The organism is Polaromonas sp. (assembly GCF_018780625.1).
Taxonomy (GTDB): domain Bacteria; phylum Pseudomonadota; class Gammaproteobacteria; order Burkholderiales; family Burkholderiaceae_C; genus Polaromonas.
The window spans coordinates 1-19175 of sequence record NZ_JADMJK010000048.1; the positions used below are offsets into that span (position 1 = coordinate 1).

At 61.4% G+C, this 19175-nt stretch carries 26 protein-coding genes and 1 pseudogene; 21 read left to right on the forward strand and 6 right to left on the reverse strand.

The annotated features are described in order from the left end of the window. The 12 genes from rpsJ to IV091_RS03960 form a co-directional block, all read left to right on the forward strand. On the forward strand, positions 1–173 hold a 173-nt coding region (gene rpsJ / locus IV091_RS03905; protein ID WP_293465627.1), incomplete at its 5' end, for a 30S ribosomal protein S10. A 235-nt stretch (positions 174–408) separates the two neighbouring features. Then, on the forward strand, positions 409–1092 hold the full coding sequence (rplC, locus tag IV091_RS03910) for a 50S ribosomal protein L3 (protein ID WP_293465388.1): 684 nt from the start codon (positions 409–411) through the stop codon (positions 1090–1092). Continuing rightward, entirely contained in the window at positions 1092–1715 is a 624-nt protein-coding gene (rplD, locus tag IV091_RS03915; RefSeq protein ID WP_293465390.1) for a 50S ribosomal protein L4, read from the forward strand. Before rplC ends, rplD begins: the two co-directional genes overlap by 1 nt. Further along, positions 1712–2038 (forward strand): 50S ribosomal protein L23, encoded by a 327-nt coding sequence (gene rplW, locus IV091_RS03920; RefSeq protein WP_293465392.1) that lies wholly within the window; start codon positions 1712–1714, stop codon positions 2036–2038. Before rplD ends, rplW begins: the two co-directional genes overlap by 4 nt. Before the next feature lie 2 nt (positions 2039–2040). After that, complete coding sequence (gene rplB / locus IV091_RS03925; RefSeq protein WP_293465394.1) at positions 2041–2865, forward strand: 50S ribosomal protein L2; 825 nt, start codon at positions 2041–2043, stop codon at positions 2863–2865. Positions 2866–2874: 9 nt separating this feature from the next. Beyond that, the gene (rpsS, locus tag IV091_RS03930) at positions 2875–3153 is read left to right on the forward strand and encodes a 30S ribosomal protein S19 (RefSeq protein WP_007866503.1); all 279 of its coding nucleotides are present in this window, start codon (positions 2875–2877) and stop codon (positions 3151–3153) included. Positions 3154–3162: 9 nt separating this feature from the next. After that, complete coding sequence (gene rplV, locus IV091_RS03935) at positions 3163–3492, forward strand: 50S ribosomal protein L22 (protein WP_131422421.1); 330 nt, start codon at positions 3163–3165, stop codon at positions 3490–3492. A 12-nt stretch (positions 3493–3504) separates the two neighbouring features. Further along, complete coding sequence (rpsC, locus tag IV091_RS03940) at positions 3505–4410, forward strand: 30S ribosomal protein S3 (protein ID WP_293465401.1); 906 nt, start codon at positions 3505–3507, stop codon at positions 4408–4410. Between the two features lie 24 nt (positions 4411–4434). Further along, complete coding sequence (rplP, locus tag IV091_RS03945; protein ID WP_293465404.1) at positions 4435–4851, forward strand: 50S ribosomal protein L16; 417 nt, start codon at positions 4435–4437, stop codon at positions 4849–4851. Between the two features lie 16 nt (positions 4852–4867). Continuing rightward, positions 4868–5071 carry a 50S ribosomal protein L29 gene (gene rpmC, locus IV091_RS03950; RefSeq protein ID WP_011799644.1) on the forward strand — a complete coding sequence of 68 codons (204 nt, stop codon included), beginning with the start codon at positions 4868–4870 and terminating at the stop codon, positions 5069–5071. Continuing rightward, positions 5071–5340 (forward strand): 30S ribosomal protein S17, encoded by a 270-nt coding sequence (gene rpsQ, locus IV091_RS03955; protein WP_293465411.1) that lies wholly within the window; start codon positions 5071–5073, stop codon positions 5338–5340. The genes rpmC and rpsQ overlap by 1 nt, the downstream gene beginning before the upstream one ends. A 176-nt stretch (positions 5341–5516) precedes the next feature. After that, a complete protein-coding gene (locus IV091_RS03960) occupies positions 5517–6023 on the forward strand; it encodes a peroxiredoxin (RefSeq protein WP_293465414.1) in 507 nt (168 codons plus the stop codon). 145 nt (positions 6024–6168) lie between these two features. On the opposite strand, the gene IV091_RS03965 is transcribed toward IV091_RS03960, so the two are convergent. Both IV091_RS03965 and IV091_RS03970 read right to left on the reverse strand, forming a co-directional pair. Beyond that, positions 6169–6696, reverse strand: coding sequence for a GNAT family N-acetyltransferase (locus IV091_RS03965; protein WP_293465417.1), 528 nt, complete (start codon positions 6694–6696; stop codon positions 6169–6171). Between the two features lie 47 nt (positions 6697–6743). Then, entirely contained in the window at positions 6744–7430 is a 687-nt protein-coding gene (locus IV091_RS03970) for a cytochrome b/b6 domain-containing protein (RefSeq protein ID WP_293465420.1), read from the reverse strand. A gap of 186 nt (positions 7431–7616) precedes the next feature. Between IV091_RS03970 and IV091_RS03975 the strand changes: the two genes are divergently transcribed. Further along, positions 7617–8072: a cytochrome c gene (locus tag IV091_RS03975; RefSeq protein ID WP_293465422.1), complete on the forward strand. Its 456-nt coding sequence runs from the start codon at positions 7617–7619 to the stop codon at positions 8070–8072. A gap of 269 nt (positions 8073–8341) precedes the next feature. On the opposite strand, the gene IV091_RS03980 is transcribed toward IV091_RS03975, so the two are convergent. Further along, the gene (locus tag IV091_RS03980) at positions 8342–8857 is read right to left on the reverse strand and encodes a TlpA disulfide reductase family protein (protein WP_293465424.1); all 516 of its coding nucleotides are present in this window, start codon (positions 8855–8857) and stop codon (positions 8342–8344) included. 195 nt (positions 8858–9052) lie between these two features. On the opposite strand from IV091_RS03980, the pseudogene IV091_RS03985 reads away from it, so the two are divergent. Together IV091_RS03985 and IV091_RS03990 are read left to right on the forward strand one after the other, a co-directional pair. Beyond that, positions 9053–9573 (forward strand): annotated as a pseudogene (locus IV091_RS03985) (PLP-dependent transferase); the annotation flags it as partial. Positions 9574–9814: 241 nt separating this feature from the next. Continuing rightward, a complete protein-coding gene (locus IV091_RS03990; RefSeq protein ID WP_293465427.1) occupies positions 9815–10414 on the forward strand; it encodes an OmpW family outer membrane protein in 600 nt (199 codons plus the stop codon). 57 nt (positions 10415–10471) lie between these two features. On the opposite strand, the gene IV091_RS03995 is transcribed toward IV091_RS03990, so the two are convergent. Both IV091_RS03995 and IV091_RS04000 read right to left on the reverse strand, forming a co-directional pair. Continuing rightward, the gene (locus IV091_RS03995; protein WP_293465430.1) at positions 10472–11203 is read right to left on the reverse strand and encodes an alpha/beta hydrolase family protein; all 732 of its coding nucleotides are present in this window, start codon (positions 11201–11203) and stop codon (positions 10472–10474) included. After that, entirely contained in the window at positions 11203–12450 is a 1248-nt protein-coding gene (locus IV091_RS04000) for a CaiB/BaiF CoA-transferase family protein (RefSeq protein ID WP_293465433.1), read from the reverse strand. The genes IV091_RS03995 and IV091_RS04000 overlap by 1 nt, the downstream gene beginning before the upstream one ends. Positions 12451–12567: 117 nt before the next feature. Here IV091_RS04000 and IV091_RS04005 point away from each other — a divergent pair, with 117 nt between their 5' ends. From IV091_RS04005 to ptsP, 5 genes are all read left to right on the forward strand, one after another. Beyond that, complete coding sequence (locus IV091_RS04005; RefSeq protein ID WP_293465436.1) at positions 12568–13116, forward strand: hypothetical protein; 549 nt, start codon at positions 12568–12570, stop codon at positions 13114–13116. 11 nt (positions 13117–13127) lie between these two features. Continuing rightward, positions 13128–14384 carry an MFS transporter gene (locus IV091_RS04010; protein WP_293465630.1) on the forward strand — a complete coding sequence of 419 codons (1257 nt, stop codon included), beginning with the start codon at positions 13128–13130 and terminating at the stop codon, positions 14382–14384. Next, complete coding sequence (locus tag IV091_RS04015) at positions 14381–14824, forward strand: PTS fructose transporter subunit IIA (RefSeq protein WP_293465439.1); 444 nt, start codon at positions 14381–14383, stop codon at positions 14822–14824. The genes IV091_RS04010 and IV091_RS04015 overlap by 4 nt, the downstream gene beginning before the upstream one ends. Further along, positions 14793–15062: an HPr family phosphocarrier protein gene (locus tag IV091_RS04020; protein WP_293465442.1), complete on the forward strand. Its 270-nt coding sequence runs from the start codon at positions 14793–14795 to the stop codon at positions 15060–15062. The genes IV091_RS04015 and IV091_RS04020 overlap by 32 nt, the downstream gene beginning before the upstream one ends. Positions 15063–15262: 200 nt before the next feature. Then, positions 15263–17023 (forward strand): phosphoenolpyruvate--protein phosphotransferase, encoded by a 1761-nt coding sequence (gene ptsP, locus IV091_RS04025; protein ID WP_293465445.1) that lies wholly within the window; start codon positions 15263–15265, stop codon positions 17021–17023. Positions 17024–17047: 24 nt separating this feature from the next. On the opposite strand, the gene IV091_RS04030 is transcribed toward ptsP, so the two are convergent. Continuing rightward, on the reverse strand, positions 17048–17896 hold the full coding sequence (locus tag IV091_RS04030) for a DMT family transporter (RefSeq protein ID WP_293465448.1): 849 nt from the start codon (positions 17894–17896) through the stop codon (positions 17048–17050). A 273-nt stretch (positions 17897–18169) separates the two neighbouring features. Between IV091_RS04030 and IV091_RS04035 the strand changes: the two genes are divergently transcribed. Then, positions 18170–19138 carry a tripartite tricarboxylate transporter substrate binding protein gene (locus IV091_RS04035; RefSeq protein WP_293465450.1) on the forward strand — a complete coding sequence of 323 codons (969 nt, stop codon included), beginning with the start codon at positions 18170–18172 and terminating at the stop codon, positions 19136–19138. The last annotated feature ends 37 nt before the right edge of the window (positions 19139–19175 follow it).

Here is a 19175-nt window from a genome sequence, read left to right on the forward strand (position 1 = left end):
AGCGTTTTGACATCCTGCGTTCGCCCCACGTCAACAAGACGAGCCGCGACCAGCTCGAAATCCGCACGCACCAGCGTCTGATGGACATCGTCGACCCTACGGATAAAACCGTGGACGCGTTGATGAAGCTCGATCTGCCCGCTGGCGTGGACGTCGAAATCAAGCTGCAGTAATTGAAGTACGAAGCGGGTCCGGCAGTGGCTGGGTGAAAACCCAACACCAGGGCTGCTTCTATTTCTCCTGTTTAGCGCGGATTTGCCATTTTCGGCAGTCTGCGCTATACTTTTAGGCTGTCCTGAATTTGCATGAGAGATCAAGCATGCTTGGGGTAGTTTTATTAACAGTCTTTCACACAAAAACGTCTGTGGCCAATTGAAGTCGCAGCGGTGGAAGTTACGAAAGAAAATCATGAGTCTGAGCAACTCCCTCGGGTTGCTGGGTCGCAAGGTTGGCATGATGCGTCTGTTCACTGATGATGGGGATACCGTTCCTGTCACAGTGGTCGATGTGTCCAACAATCGCGTCACCCAGGTTAAAACCGAAGCAAATGACGGCTACAGTGCCCTTCAAGTGGCATTTGGCGCGCGTAAAGCATCGCGCGTTACCAAGCCGGCCGCCGGCCACCTTGCGAAAGCAGGCGTTGAAGCTGGTGAAATCCTGAAAGAATTCCGCGTGACGGCTGACGTCGCTGGCAAATACGCTGCGGGTACTGTTGTACCTGCTGCCGATATTTTTGCTGTCGGCCAGCTGGTGGATGTGCAGGGCACCTCCATTGGTAAAGGCTTTGCCGGCACCATCAAGCGTCACAACATGAAGTCGCAGCGCGCGTCGCACGGTAACAGCCGTTCGCACAACGTTCCCGGCTCCATCGGTATGGCGCAAGATCCTGGTCGCGTGTTTCCTGGTAAACGCATGACGGGTCACATGGGTGACTGCACCATCACCACGCAAAACCTCGACATCGTGCGCATTGACGAAGCTCGTCAACTGCTGATGATTCGTGGCTCTGTGCCTGGTTCCAAAGGCGGTTTTGTCACGGTGCGTGCCGCGATCAAGGCCAAGCCTTCCACCGCTGCTAAAGGAGCGAACTGATGCAGGTCGAACTCCTGAATGACCAAGGTCTGGCCATGTCCAAAGTGGACGTGCCTGATACCGTTTTTGGTCGCGAATACAACGAAAGCCTGATTCATCAGGTGGTCGTGGCTTTCCAGGCGAATGCCCGTCAAGGCACCCGCGCCCAGAAAGACCGTGAGCAGGTCCGTCACTCGACCAAGAAGCCTTTTAAACAAAAAGGTACTGGTCGTGCACGTGCAGGTATGACGTCTTCCCCGCTGTGGCGCGGAGGCGGTCGTATTTTCCCGAACATGCCTGATGAAAACTTCACGCACAAAATCAACAAGAAAATGTATCGCGCCGGCATGGCTTCGATCTTTTCCCAGTTGGCGCGCGAAGGCCGCCTGGCTGTGCTTGATTCCCTGACCGTGGATTCGCCCAAGACGAAGGTCCTGGCTGACAAGTTCAAGGCCATGAATCTCAACTCATCGGTGCTGGTGATTGCTGATCAGGTTGACGAAAACCTGTACCTGGCATCCCGCAACCTGGTCAACATCCTGGTTGTTGAGCCCCGCTATGCCGACCCGCTGTCACTGGTGCACTACAAAAAGGTGCTCGTGACCAAGGCCGCCATGGACCAACTCAAGGAGATGTTCGCATGAGCGCCGTGAACGCCCAAACCAAATATGACGAAGGCCGCCTGATGCAGGTTTTGGTCGCACCCATCGTGTCTGAAAAAGCCACGATGATTGCGGAAAAATCCAATTCGGTCACCTTCAAGGTCCTGCAGGACGCTACCAAATATGAAATCAAGGCCGCTGTGGAATTGATGTTCAAGGTGGACGTCAAGGCGGTTGCCGTATTGAACATCAAAGGCAAGACCAAGCGCTTTGGCAAGTCTGTGGGCCGTCGGGATAATCTCCGCAAAGCCTACGTGACGCTGAAGCCAGGTCAAGAGCTGAACCTCGGTGGGGAGACTGCATAATCATGGCCGTCATTAAAATGAAACCAACCTCACCAGGCATGCGTGGCATGGTGAGAATTTCCCGGGATCACCTGCACAAGGGTGAGCCTTACGCGCCGTTGCTGGAACCACAATTCCAGAAAGCTGGCCGTAACAACAACGGGCACATCACGACGCGTCACAAAGGTGGCGGTCACAAGCACCATTACCGCGTGGTGGACTTCAAGCGCAACAAGGACGCCATTCCGGCCAAGGTCGAACGTATCGAGTACGACCCTAACCGCACGGCCCATATTGCCCTGATTTGCTACGCAGACGGCGAGCGCGCTTACATCATTGCCCCCCGCGGCCTTGAAGTCGGCGCCACGATCCTGAGCGGCTCGGAAGCCCCGATTCGCGTCGGTAATGCGCTGCCTATCCGCAACATTCCCGTGGGCTCCACGATCCACTGCATCGAGATGCAAATCGGCAAGGGTGCGCAAATTGCGCGTTCCGCCGGTACATCCGCGACGCTGCTGGCCCGTGAAGGTACCTATGCCCAGGTGCGTATGCGCTCCGGTGAAGTTCGCAAGATCCACATCGAATGCCGCGCCACGCTCGGTGAAGTCGCCAACGAAGAACACAGCCTGCGCCGTCTCGGCAAGGCCGGTGTGAAGCGCTGGATGGGTATTCGCCCAACCGTTCGCGGTGTGGTGATGAACCCGGTTGACCACCCACACGGCGGTGGTGAAGGCAAGACCGGTGAAGGTCGCCATCCAGTCGATCCATGGGGTAACCTGACCAAAGGCTACCGCACCCGCAACAACAAGCGCACGCAAGTGATGATTGTTTCGCGTCGCAAGAAGTAAGGCCAGGAAATGACCCGTTCACTCAAAAAAGGTCCATTTGTCGACCATCATTTGGTAGCAAAGGCTGACAAGGCCGTTACCAATAAAGACAAAAAGCCGATCAAGACCTGGTCGCGCCGCTCCATGATCCTGCCCGAGTTCATCGGCCTGACCATCGCCGTGCACAACGGCAAGCAGCACGTCCCTGTCTACATCACCGATCAAATGGTTGGCCACAAGTTGGGCGAGTTCGCACTCACCCGTACTTTCAAAGGTCATCCGGCTGACAAAAAAGTTGTGAGAAAGTAAGGAAAGACCATGGAAACACGTGCAACCCTCCGGGGCGTTCGTCTGTCGGTCGACAAAGGCCGTCTGGTCGCTGACTTGATCCGCGGCAAGAAAGTGGATCAAGCGCTCAACATCCTGAATTTCACGCAGAAAAAAGCTGCTGGAATCATCAAGAAGGTCGTTGAGTCCGCTATCGCCAACGCTGAACATAACGATGGCGCCGACATCGACGATCTGAAGGTGAAAACCATCTACGTCGAACAAGGCGCCACGCTCAAGCGTTTTTCTGCGCGCGCAAAAGGCCGCGGCAACAGCATCAGCAAACCCACGTGCCATGTGTACGTGGTGGTTGGCAATTAAGGGCGGCAGGATATGGGACAAAAAATCAACCCAACCGGGTTTCGCCTGTCAATCAGCCGTAACTGGGCCAGCCGCTGGTACGCCAGCAACCGTGATTTCGCCGGCATGCTTGCCGAAGACATCAAGGTTCGCGAGTACCTGAAGAAAAAGCTGAAGAACGCTGCGGTTTCGCGCGTTCTGATCGAGCGCCCTGCCAAAAATGCGCGCATCACGATTTTCTCGGCACGTCCGGGCGTCGTGATCGGTAAAAAAGGCGAGGATATCGAAGCCCTCAAGAAAGAACTGAGCCGCCAGCTGGGCGTGCCGGTCGCCGTGAACATCGAAGAAGTTCGCAAGCCTGAAATTGATGCCAAGCTGATCGCAGACAGCATCACACAACAGCTTGAAAAACGCATCATGTTCCGCCGTGCGATGAAGCGCGCCATGCAAAACGCCATGCGTCTGGGTGCCCTCGGCATCAAGATCATGTCGTCTGGCCGCCTGAACGGCATTGAGATCGCTCGTTGCGAGTGGTACCGCGAAGGTCGCGTGCCCCTTCACACCCTGCGCGCCGACATTGATTACGGCACCTCTGAAGCCCAAACCACCTACGGCATCATCGGTGTCAAGGTCTGGGTCTACAAAGGCGACACGCTGGGCCGCAACGACGGCACCGGCGCCAAGATGATCGAAGTCGCTGACGAGGAGCGCAAGCCGCGCGGCCCACGTCGTGATGCCCGTCCTGGCGATCGTCCTGACCGTGGTGCGCCTCGCGGCGCGCCTCGCGCTCCCCGCAGTGCTGTCGGTGGCAACACCGCACCGGCTGACGGTAGCGACAAGCCGGCTGAGGCGTCTGGCGCCGAAGCCCCGAACAACACCGTTAAGCGCGTCCGCAAAGCCGCGCCAGCTGCAGCAGCTGACGGTGCCAAGACCGAGTAATCGGTCTAATAACGGAGAATACAAATGCTGCAACCCGCTCGCAGAAAATACCGCAAAGAGCAAAAAGGCCGCAACACCGGCATCGCCACACGAGGCAACTCGGTTGCGTTCGGTGACTTCGGTCTGAAGTGTACCGACCGTGGTCGCCTCACTGCTCGTCAACTTGAAGCCGCACGTCGTGCGATTTCCCGTCACGTCAAACGTGGCGGCCGTATCTGGATCCGTGTCTTTCCGGACAAGCCGATTTCCCAAAAGCCTGCTGAAGTGCGTATGGGTAACGGTAAAGGTAATCCAGAGTACTACGTGGCTGAAATCCAGCCCGGCAAGATCGTTTTTGAAATCGTCGGTGTGTCCGAAGAACTTGCACGCGAAGCGTTCCGCCTGGCTTCTGCCAAGCTGCCGCTGCGCACCACGTTCGTCAGCCGCATGATCGGCCAGTAATCAGGAGAATGAAGCAATGAACACTACTGAACTGCGCCAAAAAGACGTTGACGGCCTGAAAGCCGAAGTCAAAGAGCTGCAAAAAGCCCACTTTGGCCTGCGCATGCAAAAAGCCACGCAGCAACTGACCAACACTTCCACGTTGCGTTCGACGCGCCGTGCCATCGCTCGTGCCAAAACTATTTTGGCCGAAACCATCGTCAAGCAAGGAGCCAAATAATGACGGAAGCTAAAAAATCCCTCAAGCGCACCTTGATTGGCAAGGTGGTCAGCGACAAGCGCGCCAAGACCGTCACCGTGCTGGTTGAACGCCGCGTCAAGCATGAGCTGTACGGCAAGATCGTGACCTTGTCCAGCAAGTACCACGCGCATGACGAAAAGGGCGACTACAAGATGGGCGACGTGATCGAGATCACCGAAACCCGTCCAATCTCCAAGACCAAGAACTGGGTTGTGACCCGTTTGGTCGAGAAGGCACTGATTGTCTAAGTCTTCAGGACTTTGACTTCAGGTCATCAAAAAAGGCTCACTTTGTGGGCCTTTTTTGTGGCCGCTTCCGTCTGCAGCAGGCCGCTGCCAAAGACCGTAGAGGACCCAGAGATTTTCTGTGTGCGCCAAAATGGATGAAATCGACAGATTTCGTTGATTTATAACCAGGAAAACTCATGATCAAAGTAGGCGACACGCTTCCGGCCGTCACGCTGATGGAATATGCAGAAGTTGAAGGCAATGGCTGCAGCATTGGCCCCAATCCGGTCGACGTGGCCAAGGAATGTGCGGGCAAAACCATTGCCTTGTTTGCGCTGCCAGGCGCCTTTACCCCGACCTGCTCGGCCAGGCATGTGCCCGGTTACGTCGATCACCTGGCCGAACTCAATGCCGCGGGCGTTGATGAGGTCTGGTGCGTCAGCGTGAACGATGCTTTTGTAATGGGCGCCTGGGCGCGCGATCAAAAGACCGCTGGCAAAGTGCGCATGCTGGCAGATGGCAGTGCCGACTTCGCCAAGGCCACCGGCTTGACGCTCGACTTGACGGCGCGCGGCATGGGCCTGCGCAGCAACCGTTATTCCATGCTGGTCAAGGACGGCAAAGTCGTGAGCCTCAACGTTGAAGGTCCCGGCAAGTTTGAAGTCAGCGATGCCGCGACGCTGCTGGCGCAGGCTAAAGCCTGACGTTCGCCGCTTTTGCCAGAAGGCCACCGTTCGCAGGAACAGTGGCTTTTTTGTTGCAGCGCACAGGCCCGGCGACTGCATGAAAATAGCTATTTATTTGATAGCTATTGATGACCGGCAGTATTAGGCTCGAGCCGTATTTGGTTTACAAGTCAACCTTAAGGTAATGGGCGCCCGGAATCGGGTTGTGGTAGTAGGGAGGAATGCTTTCAAAACCAAGCTCCACGTAGAGGGCGCGCGCCGATTCCATGTCGTCCAGGGTGTCCAGCAGCACGCTGTGGTAACCCGCCATGCGCGCGGCATCCAGCACGGTTTCTGCCAGATGGCGGCCCAGGCCAAGCCGGCGAAAAGCCTTGCGCACAAACAGCCGTTTCATCTCGCTGGCGTTGGGGTAGTCCACCGCGTCGAGCCGTCGAAGCGCGCAGCACCCTGCGATTTCACCGCCGACCATGGCGAGCAGCAGCGTGCCTGCAGGCGCCTGGTATTCGCCCGGTAGTCCGGCCAGTTCTGCCTCGAAGTTCTGGAAGCACAAGTCGATGCCCAACTCTTCCGCGTACTCCAGGAATATCTGGCGCGTGGCGGCCAGCCGCTCGGGCGTATCCGGGGTGATGAACTGGAAGGAGCGGCTTTGCACGGTGTTGACGTAGAAATCTTGCGCCAGTTTAACTGGCATTGACGGGCGCAGTCCGTGGCGCCCGGCTCTGCAGGCGCGGCATGGCTTCAGAACGCAGGCGCTCCAAGGCTTGAAATCCAAAAAGCCACTGCGGCGCAAGCCAGCAAGACAAGCAGGGCAGCCAGCCGGGACAACGCATCATCGCGGGACGGCGGCACGGCCACCGCCAGGTTCTTGTCGCCATGCAGCATGGGCGCCACCAGATTGTGCTTGCGGTACAGGTAAAAAAGGATGGCCGCGATGTGCAGCAGCACCAGGCCCAGCAGCAGCCACTTGCCAATCTCCGTGTGGTAGTTGGTGGCCAGGCTCACACTGGCGTTGGAGACAAAGCCGGTCAGCGGCCCCGCGAAGGAAATCTCGTCGTCGCTCAACAGGCCAGTCCCCACCTGGGCGACGAGGATGCCCAGCAAGGAAAAAACCGACAGCGCGCCAAGGGGGCTATGGCCGACGCCATGCTCTGGCCTGCCTTGTCCCTTGATGTAGAGGAGCAGGCTTTTTGGCGCGTAAAGGAAGGACGCAAAACGGGACCAGCGCCCACCCAGCAGGCCCCAGATGATCCGGAAAAGCAGCAGCGCCAGCACGGCGTAGCCAAAACGGAAATGCCACACCATGGCACTGCCACCTACGCTGCCGGTGATCGCCAGGCCGGTGACGCAGAGCAGTAGCACCCAGTGAAAAATTCGGGTGGGTAGGTCCCAGATCCGGACGCTGTTCAGGCGTTCATGCTCGTACATGTGCATTCCTCGTTGATGTTGTTTGCCAGTATTGCGACCTCAGACCGTGCTTCTGCAGGGTTGGTGCATGCGCACCGTACAGAGTTCCTGCGGAACTTGTGCGCCCCCGCTAAACTCCACCAGGCTGGTGACAGGCCCTGAAGCGTTGCCATTCATCCTGATCCTAATCATTTCAAAAGGAATTTCATGAAAGCATTTGCCTTTATCGCTGTGGCGGCCACCTTGTTCGCCATTGCCGCGCCGGCCTCCGCGCAGTTCGCCAAGGCGGAAGATGCCGTCAAATACCGCCAGAATGCACTGTTTGTCATGGGCCAGCATTTCGGCCGCCTGGGTGCCATGGCCAACGGAAAAGTACCTTTTGATGCCAAAGTGGCGGCAGACAACGCTGAGCTGGTGGCAACGATGGCCAAACTGCCCTGGGCCGCTTTTGGTCCCGGCACCGACATGGACGGCAACACCAAGGCCAAGCCTGTCATCTGGACCGAGCAGGCCAAGTTCAAGCAGCACAGCGACAAACTGGTGGAGGAATCCACCAAGCTTGCGGCTGCCACCAAGACCGGCAACCTCGCCAGCCTGAAAACCGCTTTCGCCGCCACGGCAGACACCTGCAAGGTTTGCCACGACGCTTTCCGGACTAAATAGAGCCCCCGCGTTCGCTCACTGCGTGTAGCTCCCTGCCCCCCCGAGGGGGCGGCTGCGCCTGCGGCCCGGCTAAGCCGCTTCCGCGGCCCCTGCTTGGCAAGAAGTATTCGGGGAATTCCAGTGAGCGCTACGAAAAAGGCCGGTTGCTGAAAGCAACCGGCCTTTTTTATTTCCCATTCAAGCTCGAGCCGCAGGACCGGCTTTGCCGGACTGCAGGCGGGCGGCCCCCTCGGGGGGCAGCGCAGTACGCGAAGCGACAAGCGTGGGGGCTACGTTTCGGCCAGCAGCTTTTCAATCAATTTGTGCAGCGCGTCAAAATCGGGCTCGCCGACGAACTGCTTGACGATCTGGCCGCGCTTGTTCACCAGGAAGGTGGTGGGCGTGAGCTGCACGTCGCCCCAGGCCTTGGCCACGGTGCCCGTGTTGTCAATCGCGACATTGAACGGCAACTGGCGTGTCTGCGCAAAGTTGACGACGTAATTTGGCGGGTCATAGCTCATGGCGACGGCCAGCGTGTCGTAACCCTGGCTTTTGTACTTGTTGTGCGTGGCAATGAGCTTGGGCATCTCTGCCACGCAGGTGACGCAGCTGGTGGCCCAGAAGTTGACCAGCGTGACTTTGCCCTTCAGGTCCGCGGTGATTCTCTTGCTGCCATCAAGCAGCACAAAGCTCGACTCCGGCGCCGCCTGCGCGCCACCGCAGCCCGACAGGCTCAGCAGCCCGCCCAGCACCAGGGCGCCAGCCAGCGCCACACGGCATGCAGCCAAGGCGAAATTGTTTTTCATCGGTAAAGACCTCGTCATGTTGCGCCAAGAGTTTAACCAGACCCGCATCCCGACACGGCGGGGACTGGGGAACCTGCAGTAAAACAGATGGATTCCCCGGCCGTGCGAAAGTTCGCATTTCCTTGCGGATCGTTGAGCGGTGAACAGACCGGCAGAGGGCTTGTTACGCTGATTTCCTTTTAACCGGTGCCCCTCATGAAAATTGAAACCCTGGCCGTTCACGGCGGTTACACGCCAGACCCCAGCACCAAGGCGGCGGCCGTGCCCATTTACCAAGCCGTGGCCTTTGCGTTTGACGACACGCAGCACGGCGCCGACCTGTTTGATTTGAAGGTGGCGGGCAACATCTACAGCCGCATCATGAACCCGACCAATGCCGTGCTGGAAGCCCGGCTGGCGGCCATGGACGGCGGCATCGGCGCGTTGGCTGTCGCTTCGGGCATGTCGGCCATTGCCTACGCGATCCAGACGATCGCCGAAACCGGCGACAACATCGTTTCCAGCTCGACGCTGTATGGCGGCACCTACAACCTGTTTGCCCACACCTTTCCGCAAATGGGCATTGAAGAGCGCTTTGCTGACCCGCGCGACCCGGCCTCGTGTGCGCCGCTCATGGACGCCCGCACCAAGGCAGTTTTTGCGAATCGGTCGGCAACCCGCTGGCCAAGGCCGGCGTCAGTACCGACATGGTGCGCCTGTCCATCGGCATCGAGCACATCGACGATTTGCTGGCCGATCTGGAACAGGCGCTGGCAACGGTGTAAGGACGCGCCTGGAAAGCGTTGCCACTACGCCACAATTCCGCGCAAATGAAGTCAGCCGGGTTTGATCTGCCTCAAGCGTAGCGCGCGCCGCAAGGTCGTTTTGAGAGGATTTGCGCCATGTCAAGCGCGTTTTAAGGGACGGCGGCGTCCAATCAGTACTGGGAATGTTCCCGGCTCTTTATTCGCTGCCATCATGAAAAAACAAATCATCGCCGTCGCCGTCTTGTCCACCCTTTTGTCGGGCGCCGCCATTGCCCAGCAGGCCGCCGAGGGTCCCTGGATGGTGCGTGCCCGCGCTGTGCATCTGGACAGCGTCAACAGCGATGGCACCGGCCTGGGTCTGTCGGTCAACAACAAGTGGATGCCCGAAGTCGATATCAGCTACTTCCTTGACAAGAACGTGGCGCTTGAGCTGGTGCTGACCGTGCCGCAAAAGCACACGGTGCGCTCATCCGTGCTGGGCGGCGAGATCGGCACTCTCAAGCAAATTCCTCCGACATTGATGGTGCAGTACCACTTCCCCATGAGCGGCTTCAAGCCCTACGTTGGCGCGGGCGTGAACTACACGCGTTTCAGCTCGGTGAATTTGCCGGCTGGTGTGGACATCGAGCGCAGCAGCTGGGGCCCGGCGCTGCAAGCCGGCGTGGACATTCCGCTGTCCGGCAACCTGTCCCTCAACCTGGACGTGAAGAAGGTCTACATCCGTACCGACGTGTCGGCGGCTGGCGCGAATCTGGGCACTTTCAAGATTGATCCGGTGCTGTTCGGTGTCGGTCTGGGCTGGCGCTTCTAAATTCAGGGTTTCCTGAATTCAGAGCCCTGCTGCACAAGCCGTGCAGCAGGGCTTTTTTCATGCGGTGCAGGCGCGCAAGATTTCCGTCAGGGCCGCAGGCGCGCTGACCATGGGGTCGTGGCCGGTCCTGATCTCGACAAATTTTGATCGGGGCAGCCAGGCGCCGCCCCAGAAGGCCGGGTCCTGGGCGCGCAGGCGGCTGGGCGCGATGGTGGCCAGCGCGGGCTCGGTGCAGCTGACGTAAGTACGCGGCACGGCAGCCACGCGCTGCACGTCGAAGGCCAGCGGCGCCTGGTAGGTGTTGCCCGGGTGCGGCGTCTGCCGGCGCTTGACCCATGCGTGGTCGGCGCCGGTCAGGCCAAACAGCTCGGGGTCAGGCGGCGGAAAGCTGAAGCGCGTGGTGGCGGCTGCGGCGGCCAGGCGCTGCTGCTGGGTGGCTGCTGACTGGGTGCTGCTCCAGCTTTCGCCCGGCGCGGGCAGCACGGCATCGACATAGACCAGATGCTTGAGGTGCTTGCCCAGCCGGTCGGCCACGGCGGTGCCAACCATGCCGGCATAGGAATGCACCGCCAGCACCACATCGTGCAGCTCTTCCACTTCAATGGCGCTGATCACATCGTCGATGTGGGTGTCCAGCGTGATCGCCGGCGACAGCAAGTGGGCGCGCTCGCCCAGCCCCGTCAGCGTCACGGCATGCACGCGGTGGCCGTCTTTTTGCAGCGCTGTGGTCACCCGTTGCCAGCACCAGCCGCCGTGCCACGCCCCATGAACCAGTACAAAATTTGCCATCAAATTGCTCCCTGTTGTTTTAGCTCAGCCAGTTGCGCATCTGAGTAGTTCAGCACGCTGCGCAACACCTCGTCCGTGTGCTGGCCCAGCAGCGGCGGCGGCAAGCCACCGCTGCCCGGGCCGCGCACGGGCGTGGCACTGAGCTTAATGGGGCTGGCCACCAGCCGCAAGTCGGCTTTGACCGGGTGCTGCCATTCTGTGACCATCTGGCGCGCCTCGATCTGCGGGTCGGCAAACACCTCGGCCAGGTTGTTGATGGCGCCGCACGGCACCTTGGCCGCTTCCAGCGCGGCCAGCCAGTCGGCCTTGGTGCGGGTTTTCATGACGGCCTCCAGAATCGGCACCAGCTGCGCGCGGTTGAGCACGCGGTCGCGGTTTTTGGCAAACAGCGGGTTCACGCCGAGTTCGGGAATATTCGCGACCCTGCAGAACTTCACATACTGCGAATCGTTACCGACCGCCAGGATCAGGTGGTCCTTGCTGCCGTCGGTCGCTGGTGCGACCTCGAACACCTGGTAGGGCACGATGTTCTGGTGCGCATTGCCCACGCGCTGCGGCACCTTGCCGCTGACCAGGTAGTTGCTGCCCAGGTTGGCCAGCATCGCCACCTGGGTGTCGAGCAGCGCCATATCGACCTGCTGGCCTTCGCCGGTTCTCTCGGCATGGCGCAGCGCCGCCAGGATGCCCACCGTCGCATACATGCCCGTCATCAAATCGGCCACGGCCACGCCGACTTTTTGCGGGCCGCCGCCCAGGTCGTCGCGTTCGCCGGTCACGCTCATCAGGCCGCCCATGCCCTGGATCGCGTAGTCGTAGCCGGCGCGCTCGGCATACGGGCCGTTCTGGCCAAAGCCGGTGACCGAGCAGTAGACCAGGCGCGGGTTCAGGCTTTTAAGCGACGCGTAGTCGAGGCCGTAGCGCGCCATGTCGCCGACCTTGAAGTTCTCGACGAACACGTCGCAGTGCAGGGCCAGTTCGCGGATCAGCGCCTGGCCGGCCGGCTGGGCGATGTCGCAGGTCACCGAGCGCTTGTTGCGGTTGGCGCCCAGGTAGTAGGCGGCTTCGTGGGTTTCAGCGCCCTGGTCGTCCTTCAGGAAGGGCGGGCCCCAGGTTCGGGTGTCGTCGCCGGTGCCGGGGCGCTCGATCTTGATCACGTCGGCCCCCAGGTCGGCCAGCGTCTGGGTACACCACGGGCCCGCGAGCACGCGGGACAAATCGAGAATGCGTATGCCTTGAAGAGAGTTCATGCGTCCTATTTTGCATCGAAGGGGGCGGGTCCGGACTGACAGCGGTCAGCCGATGCCTGTAAAGTCCAAGGCTTGCCGGCTGGCGGCAGACTGATTCAAAAGGCTTTTGCGCATCCCATGTCCCGACTCCTGACTTTATTGCCCGCCGGGCTGGCGACCTTGCTGGTGCTGGCCGCCTGCAGCCCGGCCCTGAACTGGCGCGAGGTACGCCCCGACAACACCCAGCTCAGCCTGCTGTTGCCCTGCAAGCCCGACAAGGCCGAGAAAATCGTGCCGCTGGGCGGCCAGCCTGTGACGCTGCGCATGTGGGGCTGCGATGCCGCAGGCGCGACCTTTGCCGTGGCGGTGGCCGATCTGGGCAACCCGGCGCGGGCCGCCCCCGTGCTGGCCCAATGGCAAAACCTGACGCTGGCCCACATGAAAGCCGGGCCGGTGGGTGCCGGCGCCGGCACAAGCCAGCGGCTGCCGCTCAAGCTGCCCGGCGCTGCGGGCCTGCCGGCGCCGGTGCGCGTGGTGGCGCAGGGGCGGCGCGCGGACGGTTCGCCCGTGCAGGGGCAGGCCGCCTACTTTGCCCAGGGCGCGCAGGTGTTTCAGGCGGTGATCTATGCGAAAGAGATCTCGCCGGAAGCCGCCGAGACCTTTTTTTCCAGCTTTAAATTCCAGTGACCGACCCGCTGATGCGTGGACTGGCGGACAAGGCTCATCCCGACCGGCTGGACCGCAAAACCGGCGCCCTTGTTTTTCTGGCCTTTGCGGCCGCCTATTTCTGCTCGGCGCTGGTGCGGTCCATCACCGCCACGCTGTCGCCCGTGCTGACCCAGGAGTTTTCGCTGCAGGCCCGCGACCTCGGCTTGCTGGCGGGTGGCTATTTTTTCGGCTTTGCCGCCACGCAGTTGCCGCTGGGCGCCTGGCTGGACCGCCATGGCCCCAAACGCGTGATTTTGTGGTTTCTGGGTCTGGCGGTGCTTGGTTGTCTGGCGTTTTCGGTGGCCAGCAGTTTTGCCGGGCTGCTGGCGTCGCGGGTGCTGGTGGGCATGGGCGTCAGCGCCTGCCTGATGGCGCCGCTGACCGGCTACCGGCGCTGGTTTGACGCGGCAACGCTGCTGCGGGCCAATTCGTGGATGCTGATGGTGGGCTCGCTCGGCATGCTGGCCTCTACGCTGCCGGTGCAGTGGCTGATGCCCTTGACCGGCTGGCGCCCGTTGTTCTGGATTCTGGCGGCGCTGCTGCTGCTGTCCATGGCGGGGATTGCGTATGTTGCACCCGCCTGGAAGGCGACCCCAACGCCTGGCGTTTCAACTCTGCCGCGCGCGCCAGTCAGCTACGCGCCGGTGTGGAAAAGCCGCTATTTCCGCAAAATGGCACCGCTGGCTTTTTTCAACTATGGCGGCATGGTGGCGATACAAACCCTGTGGGCGGGGCCCTGGATGGTCAGGGTGGCGGGCTACAGCCCGATCGAGTCGGCCACCGGTCTTTTCTACCTCAATGCCGCCATGCTGCTGACCTTTTTAGCCTGGGGTCTGGTCACGCCCTGGCTGGCGCCGCGTGGCTGGAATGCAGCCCGCCTGATCACCTGGGGCGTCCCCCTGAGCCTGCTGGCGCTGGCCTTCAATATGCTGTCCGGCGCGCAAACGGGCTGGCTCGGCTGGACGCTGTTTTGTGTGGCTTCGAGCGTGATGGGCCTGGCCCAGCCGGCCGTGGGCATGGCATTTCAGGCCACGTTGGCCGGGCGTGCCTTGTCAGCCTACAACCTGGTGATTTTTTCCGGGGTGTTCGTGGCGCAGTGGGGGATAGGGCTGCTGGTGGATGCGTTTGAAGCCCTGGGCTTGGGCACCGTGGCGAGTTTTCAGGCGGCCATGGGCGTGTTTTTATGTTGCTGTATCGCCTCATACGGCTATTTCCTCAGTGTGAACGCTGATAATTCACCGCAATGAACGGCATTTTCATCATCGCTCACGCCCCCTTGGCCTCCGCGCTGCGCCAGTGCGTCCTGCATGTGTTTCCGGACAATGCGGCGGGCGTGGTGGCGCTGGACGTTCAGCCCGACATGCCGCCCGAAGAAACGCTGGCCCAGGCGCGCGTCATGCTCAAGCAGCTCGATACGCCGCGCGCACTGGTGCTGGCGGATTTGTTTGGTGCCACGCCCTGCAATGTGGCCGCCAGGCTGGTCGACGGCGTGAACACCAAGCTGATCGCCGGCGTCAATTTGCCCATGCTGCTGCGTACCGTGTCTTACCGCAAGGAGTCGCTGGACGCCCTGGTGGCGCGCGCGCTGGCGGGGGGCGCGCAAGGCGTGATGCCGGTAGCCATCACCGCACCGCAAAACCAGGTACGCAAGAAACATGATCAAGACCAGCACGACCATCAGCAATAAGCTGGGCCTGCACGCCCGCGCTTCGGCCAAACTAACCAAACTCGCGGGCAGTTTTGCCTGCGAGGTCTGGATGAGCAAGGGCGAGCGCCGCGTCAATGCCAAAAGCATCATGGGCGTGATGATGCTGGCGGCCGGAATGGGCAGCACGGTCGAACTCGAAACCAATGGCGTGGACGAGCAGGCGGCGATGGAGGTTTTGCTGGCACTGATCGCCGACAAGTTCGGGGAAGGGGAATAAATGCAGTCCCCACGGTCGCTTGTTGCATGTAGCTCTCTGCCCCTTGGGAGAGCTGTCGCCGGACCGGGCTGGCCCTTCGCTTCGCGCCCAAAAGGGTCTTCAGTCCAGTCCGAGCCGCGGAACCGGCTTTGCCGGGCCGCAGGCGGGGCGGCCCCCTCGGGGGGCAGCGCAGTACACGAAGTGACAAGCGTGGGGGCTCCATGACCTTCTCGGTTCACGGCTTGGCGGTGTCGCGCGGCATTGCGATTGGCCGCGCCGTGCTGGTGGCTTCCAGCCGGGTCGATGTGGTGCACTACTTTATCGACGCCTCGAAAGTGCTGCAAGAGATCACGCGGGTCCGGGTGTCCCGCAACGCCGTGATGGAAGAAATCACGCGACTGCAGCACGACCTGCCCAAGGATGCGCCGCACGAAATCGCGGCCCTGCTGGACGTGCACCTGATGCTGCTGCAGGACGAGCAACTGATCAGCGGCGTCAAGCACTGGATCGCCGAGCGCCACTACAACGCGGAGTGGGCGCTGACCACCCAGTACGACACCATTGCGCGCCAGTTTGACGAAATGGAAGACGAGTACCTGCGCGAGCGCAAAGCCGACCTGGAGCAGGTGGTCGAACGCATCCTGCGCCACATGAAAGGCGTGGCCTCGCCGGTGCAGGCGGCCGTGCGGGCGGGCAGCAGCCGCAACCAGTCGCAGGACTTGCTGCTGGACGACACCATGGACGTGCCGCTGGTGCTGGTGGCGCATGACATTTCCCCGGCTGACATGCTGCAGTTCAAGCAAAGCCTGTTTGCCGGTTTTGCCACCGATGTGGGGGGCAAGACCTCGCACACGGCCATCGTGGCGCGCAGCATGGACATTCCGGCGGTGGTCGGTGCGCGCAGTGCCAGCCAGCTGATCAAGCAGGACGACTGGGTCATCATCGACGGTGACGCGGGCGTGCTGATCGTCGATCCGTCGCCCATCATCCTGGCGGAGTATGGCTTCAAGCAGCGCCAGGGCGAGCTTGAGCGCGAGCGCCTGAACCGGCTCAAGCACACGCCTGCGCTGACGATTGACGGCCAGCGCATCGAGTTGCTGGCCAACATCGAGATGCCCGACGACACGCTGGGTGCGGTCAAGGTTGGCGCCGTGGGTGTGGGGCTGTTTCGGAGCGAATTCCTGTTCATGGGCCGCAGCGGAAAGCTGCCCGACGAGAACGAGCAGTACCTGGCCTACCGCAAGGCTGTGGAAGGCATGGAGGGCCTGCCTGTCACGATTCGCACGGTGGACATCGGGTCCGACAAACCGCTGGACAAGCTCCCCGGCAAGGCGCAAGACCGCCACCTCAACCCGGCGCTGGGTCTTCGCGCCATACGCTGGAGCCTGGCGGACCCGCCGATGTTTTTAACGCAGCTGCGCGCCATCTTGCGGGCCGCTGCCCACGGCCATGTCAACCTGCTGGTGCCCATGCTGGCGCACGGCAGCGAGATACGCCAGACGCTGGCGCTGATTGACCAGGCGCGGGCGCAGCTGGACCACAAGGGCCTGTCCTATGGCCCGGTGCGCTTGGGCGCCATGATCGAGATTCCGGCGGCGGCCCTGTCGGTCAAGCTCTTTCTCAAGTACTTTGACTTTTTGTCGATAGGCACCAACGACCTGATCCAGTACACGCTGGCGATTGACCGCGCCGACGAACTGGTGGCGCATTTGTACGATCCCTGCCACCCGGCCGTGCTGCGCCTGATTGCCGACACGATTGCCGAATGCCAGCGCCAGGGCAAGGCGGTGAGTGTTTGTGGCGAGATGGCGGGCGATGTGAGCATGACGCGCCTGCTGCTGGGGCTGGGGCTGCGCAGCTTTTCCATGCACCCGTCGCAGATCCTGGCGGTCAAGCAGCAGGTGCTGCGCGCCGACGCGGCCAAGCTTGCGTTGTGGGCGCAGCAGGTGCTGGAAAGCGAAGATCCCGGCGCGATGCTGTAGGGTTTTTGGCTGCAGGCGCTGCTGCTACCGGGACCGGGACCGGGACCGCGTGCCCAGCACCGCCGCACCCATGATCATCATGGCCGCGAGGCCAATGCTCCAGCTCAAGGGCCGGCCGCTGACCAGCATCAGGAGTGCCGTTGAACCCAGCGGCGTGAGGTAGCTCAGGATGCCGATCTGCCGGGCGTCCCCCGACTTGAGTGCCTTGTCCCACAGAAAGAACGCGCCACCCAGGGGCCCCAGCCCCATCACGGCCAGCAGCAGCCAGTCGCGCCCCGAGATCGCCACGGCGGGCTCCAGCGCCCAGTGGCACAGCAGCGACAGCAGGCCCGACACCCCGCCAAACAGGCCGATCGCGGCGGTCGGAAAGGGCTTGACGCGCTGGGTCAGCAGCGAATAGCTGGCCCAGATAAACGCTGACGCCAGCGCCGGCACAAAGCCCCACGACCAGCCGCCCGCCGCGCCGTTGCCCGCGCCCAGGATGGCCACTGCCGCGCCGCCAAACCCCAGCAGCGCCGCCACCACATGCACGGCGCGCAACTGCACGCCCGCCAGAAACAGCGGCGCCAGCACCACCATGAACAGCGGCCACAGGTAGTTGACCAGGTTGGCCTCGACCGGCGGCGCGTGGCGCAGGGCGATGAACAGCAGGAAGTGGTAGCCAAACAGGCCGTAAATGCCCAGCGCCAGGGTGCTGGCCGGAACCTGCCACTGCAGCCTGTCCTTGATGACAAACGGCAGCGCCAGCAGGCTGCCCATGAGCAGCGCCACGCCGGTCAGCAGAAAAGGCGGAATGTGTTTTAGCAGGACGCCCAGCGAGGCCAGGCTGACCCAGAGGGCAATCGCGCCCAGCGCGTATAAATTGGCTTGCATGGCCGCAAGCATAAAGACCTTTGAGCGTCGTTTTGTCTTGCCGCCGTGCTTTATTGCCATGCATCGATCGCCTTCCCTGGGCTGGCCGACCGATGCGCCGCACAGCGCACATTCCCCCTGTGGATCTTGCAGGGAAGGTCGGCCTGCAGTCGTAAGTAAAACTGAACTATAGATGTAGTTTTAATAAGTTTTTTCTTTCTAATACAGACATAAAATAATTTTGCGAGCCGTGTTTCCTGGCCCGTTAATCCAACATTCCCGGAGGTCCATGCGATGCGTCCACGTTTTCTGCTTACTCTTGTCCTTGCCGCGCTGGCGGGTTTGTCGATGCCGGCCCTGGCGGCCTATCCCGAGAAACCTATTCGCCTGATCGTCCCGTCGGCCCCGGGTGGCGCACCCGACGTGCTGATGCGCACATTGGCCCAGCAGCTGTCGCAGCAGATGGGCGTGCCTTTCGTGATCGACAACAAGCCCGGTGGTTCGTACACCATCGGAACCATGGACCTGGTCCGGTCTCCGGCTGACGGCTACACGCTGGCCTACGGCAACGTCGTTTCCTTGGCAACCAACCGCTCGCTCCTGGCCAGCGTGCCCTACGACGTGGACAAGGACCTGACGCTGATCTCGAACACGCTGCGCCTGGCCAACATGATGATCGTGAACAACAGCCTGCCTGTCAAAAACGTGCCCGAGTTGATCGCCTACGCGAAGAAGAATCCGGGCAAGCTGGCCTTCGCCTCGGACGGCAACGGTACCACGGCCCATCTGGGGGTGGAGCTCTTCAAGTCCATGACCGGCACCTTCATGCTGCATGTTCCCTACCGGGGCGCGACGGCGGCCATCACCGACCTGGTCGGCGGGGGCATCCAGCTCATGATCATCAATACCCCGGTGTCCGGTCCGCTGGCCCAGTCGGGCCGGGTGCGGGCGCTGGGCATTTCGTCCAGCCAGCGCTCGCCGACCTACCCGGATATTCCCACCATTGCCGAATCGGGTGTGCCGGGCTATGAGGTCGTGGCCTGGGGCGGCATTATCGGGCCGGCCAACATGCCCAAGGACATCGTGACCCGCCTCAACGCCGAAATTAGGACCGCGCTGGCCAGTCCTGTGGTGCGCGAGCGCTTCAAGGCGCTGGGTGCCGAGACCGACCCCAGCACGCCAGAGGAGTTTCGCGAACTCTCACGCCGCGAAACCGTCAAGTGGGCCAAGGTCGTCAAGTCCTCGGGCGCGAGGGTCGATTGAAAGCCAACCGTATTTCCGCATCGCGCGTGGTTCACCC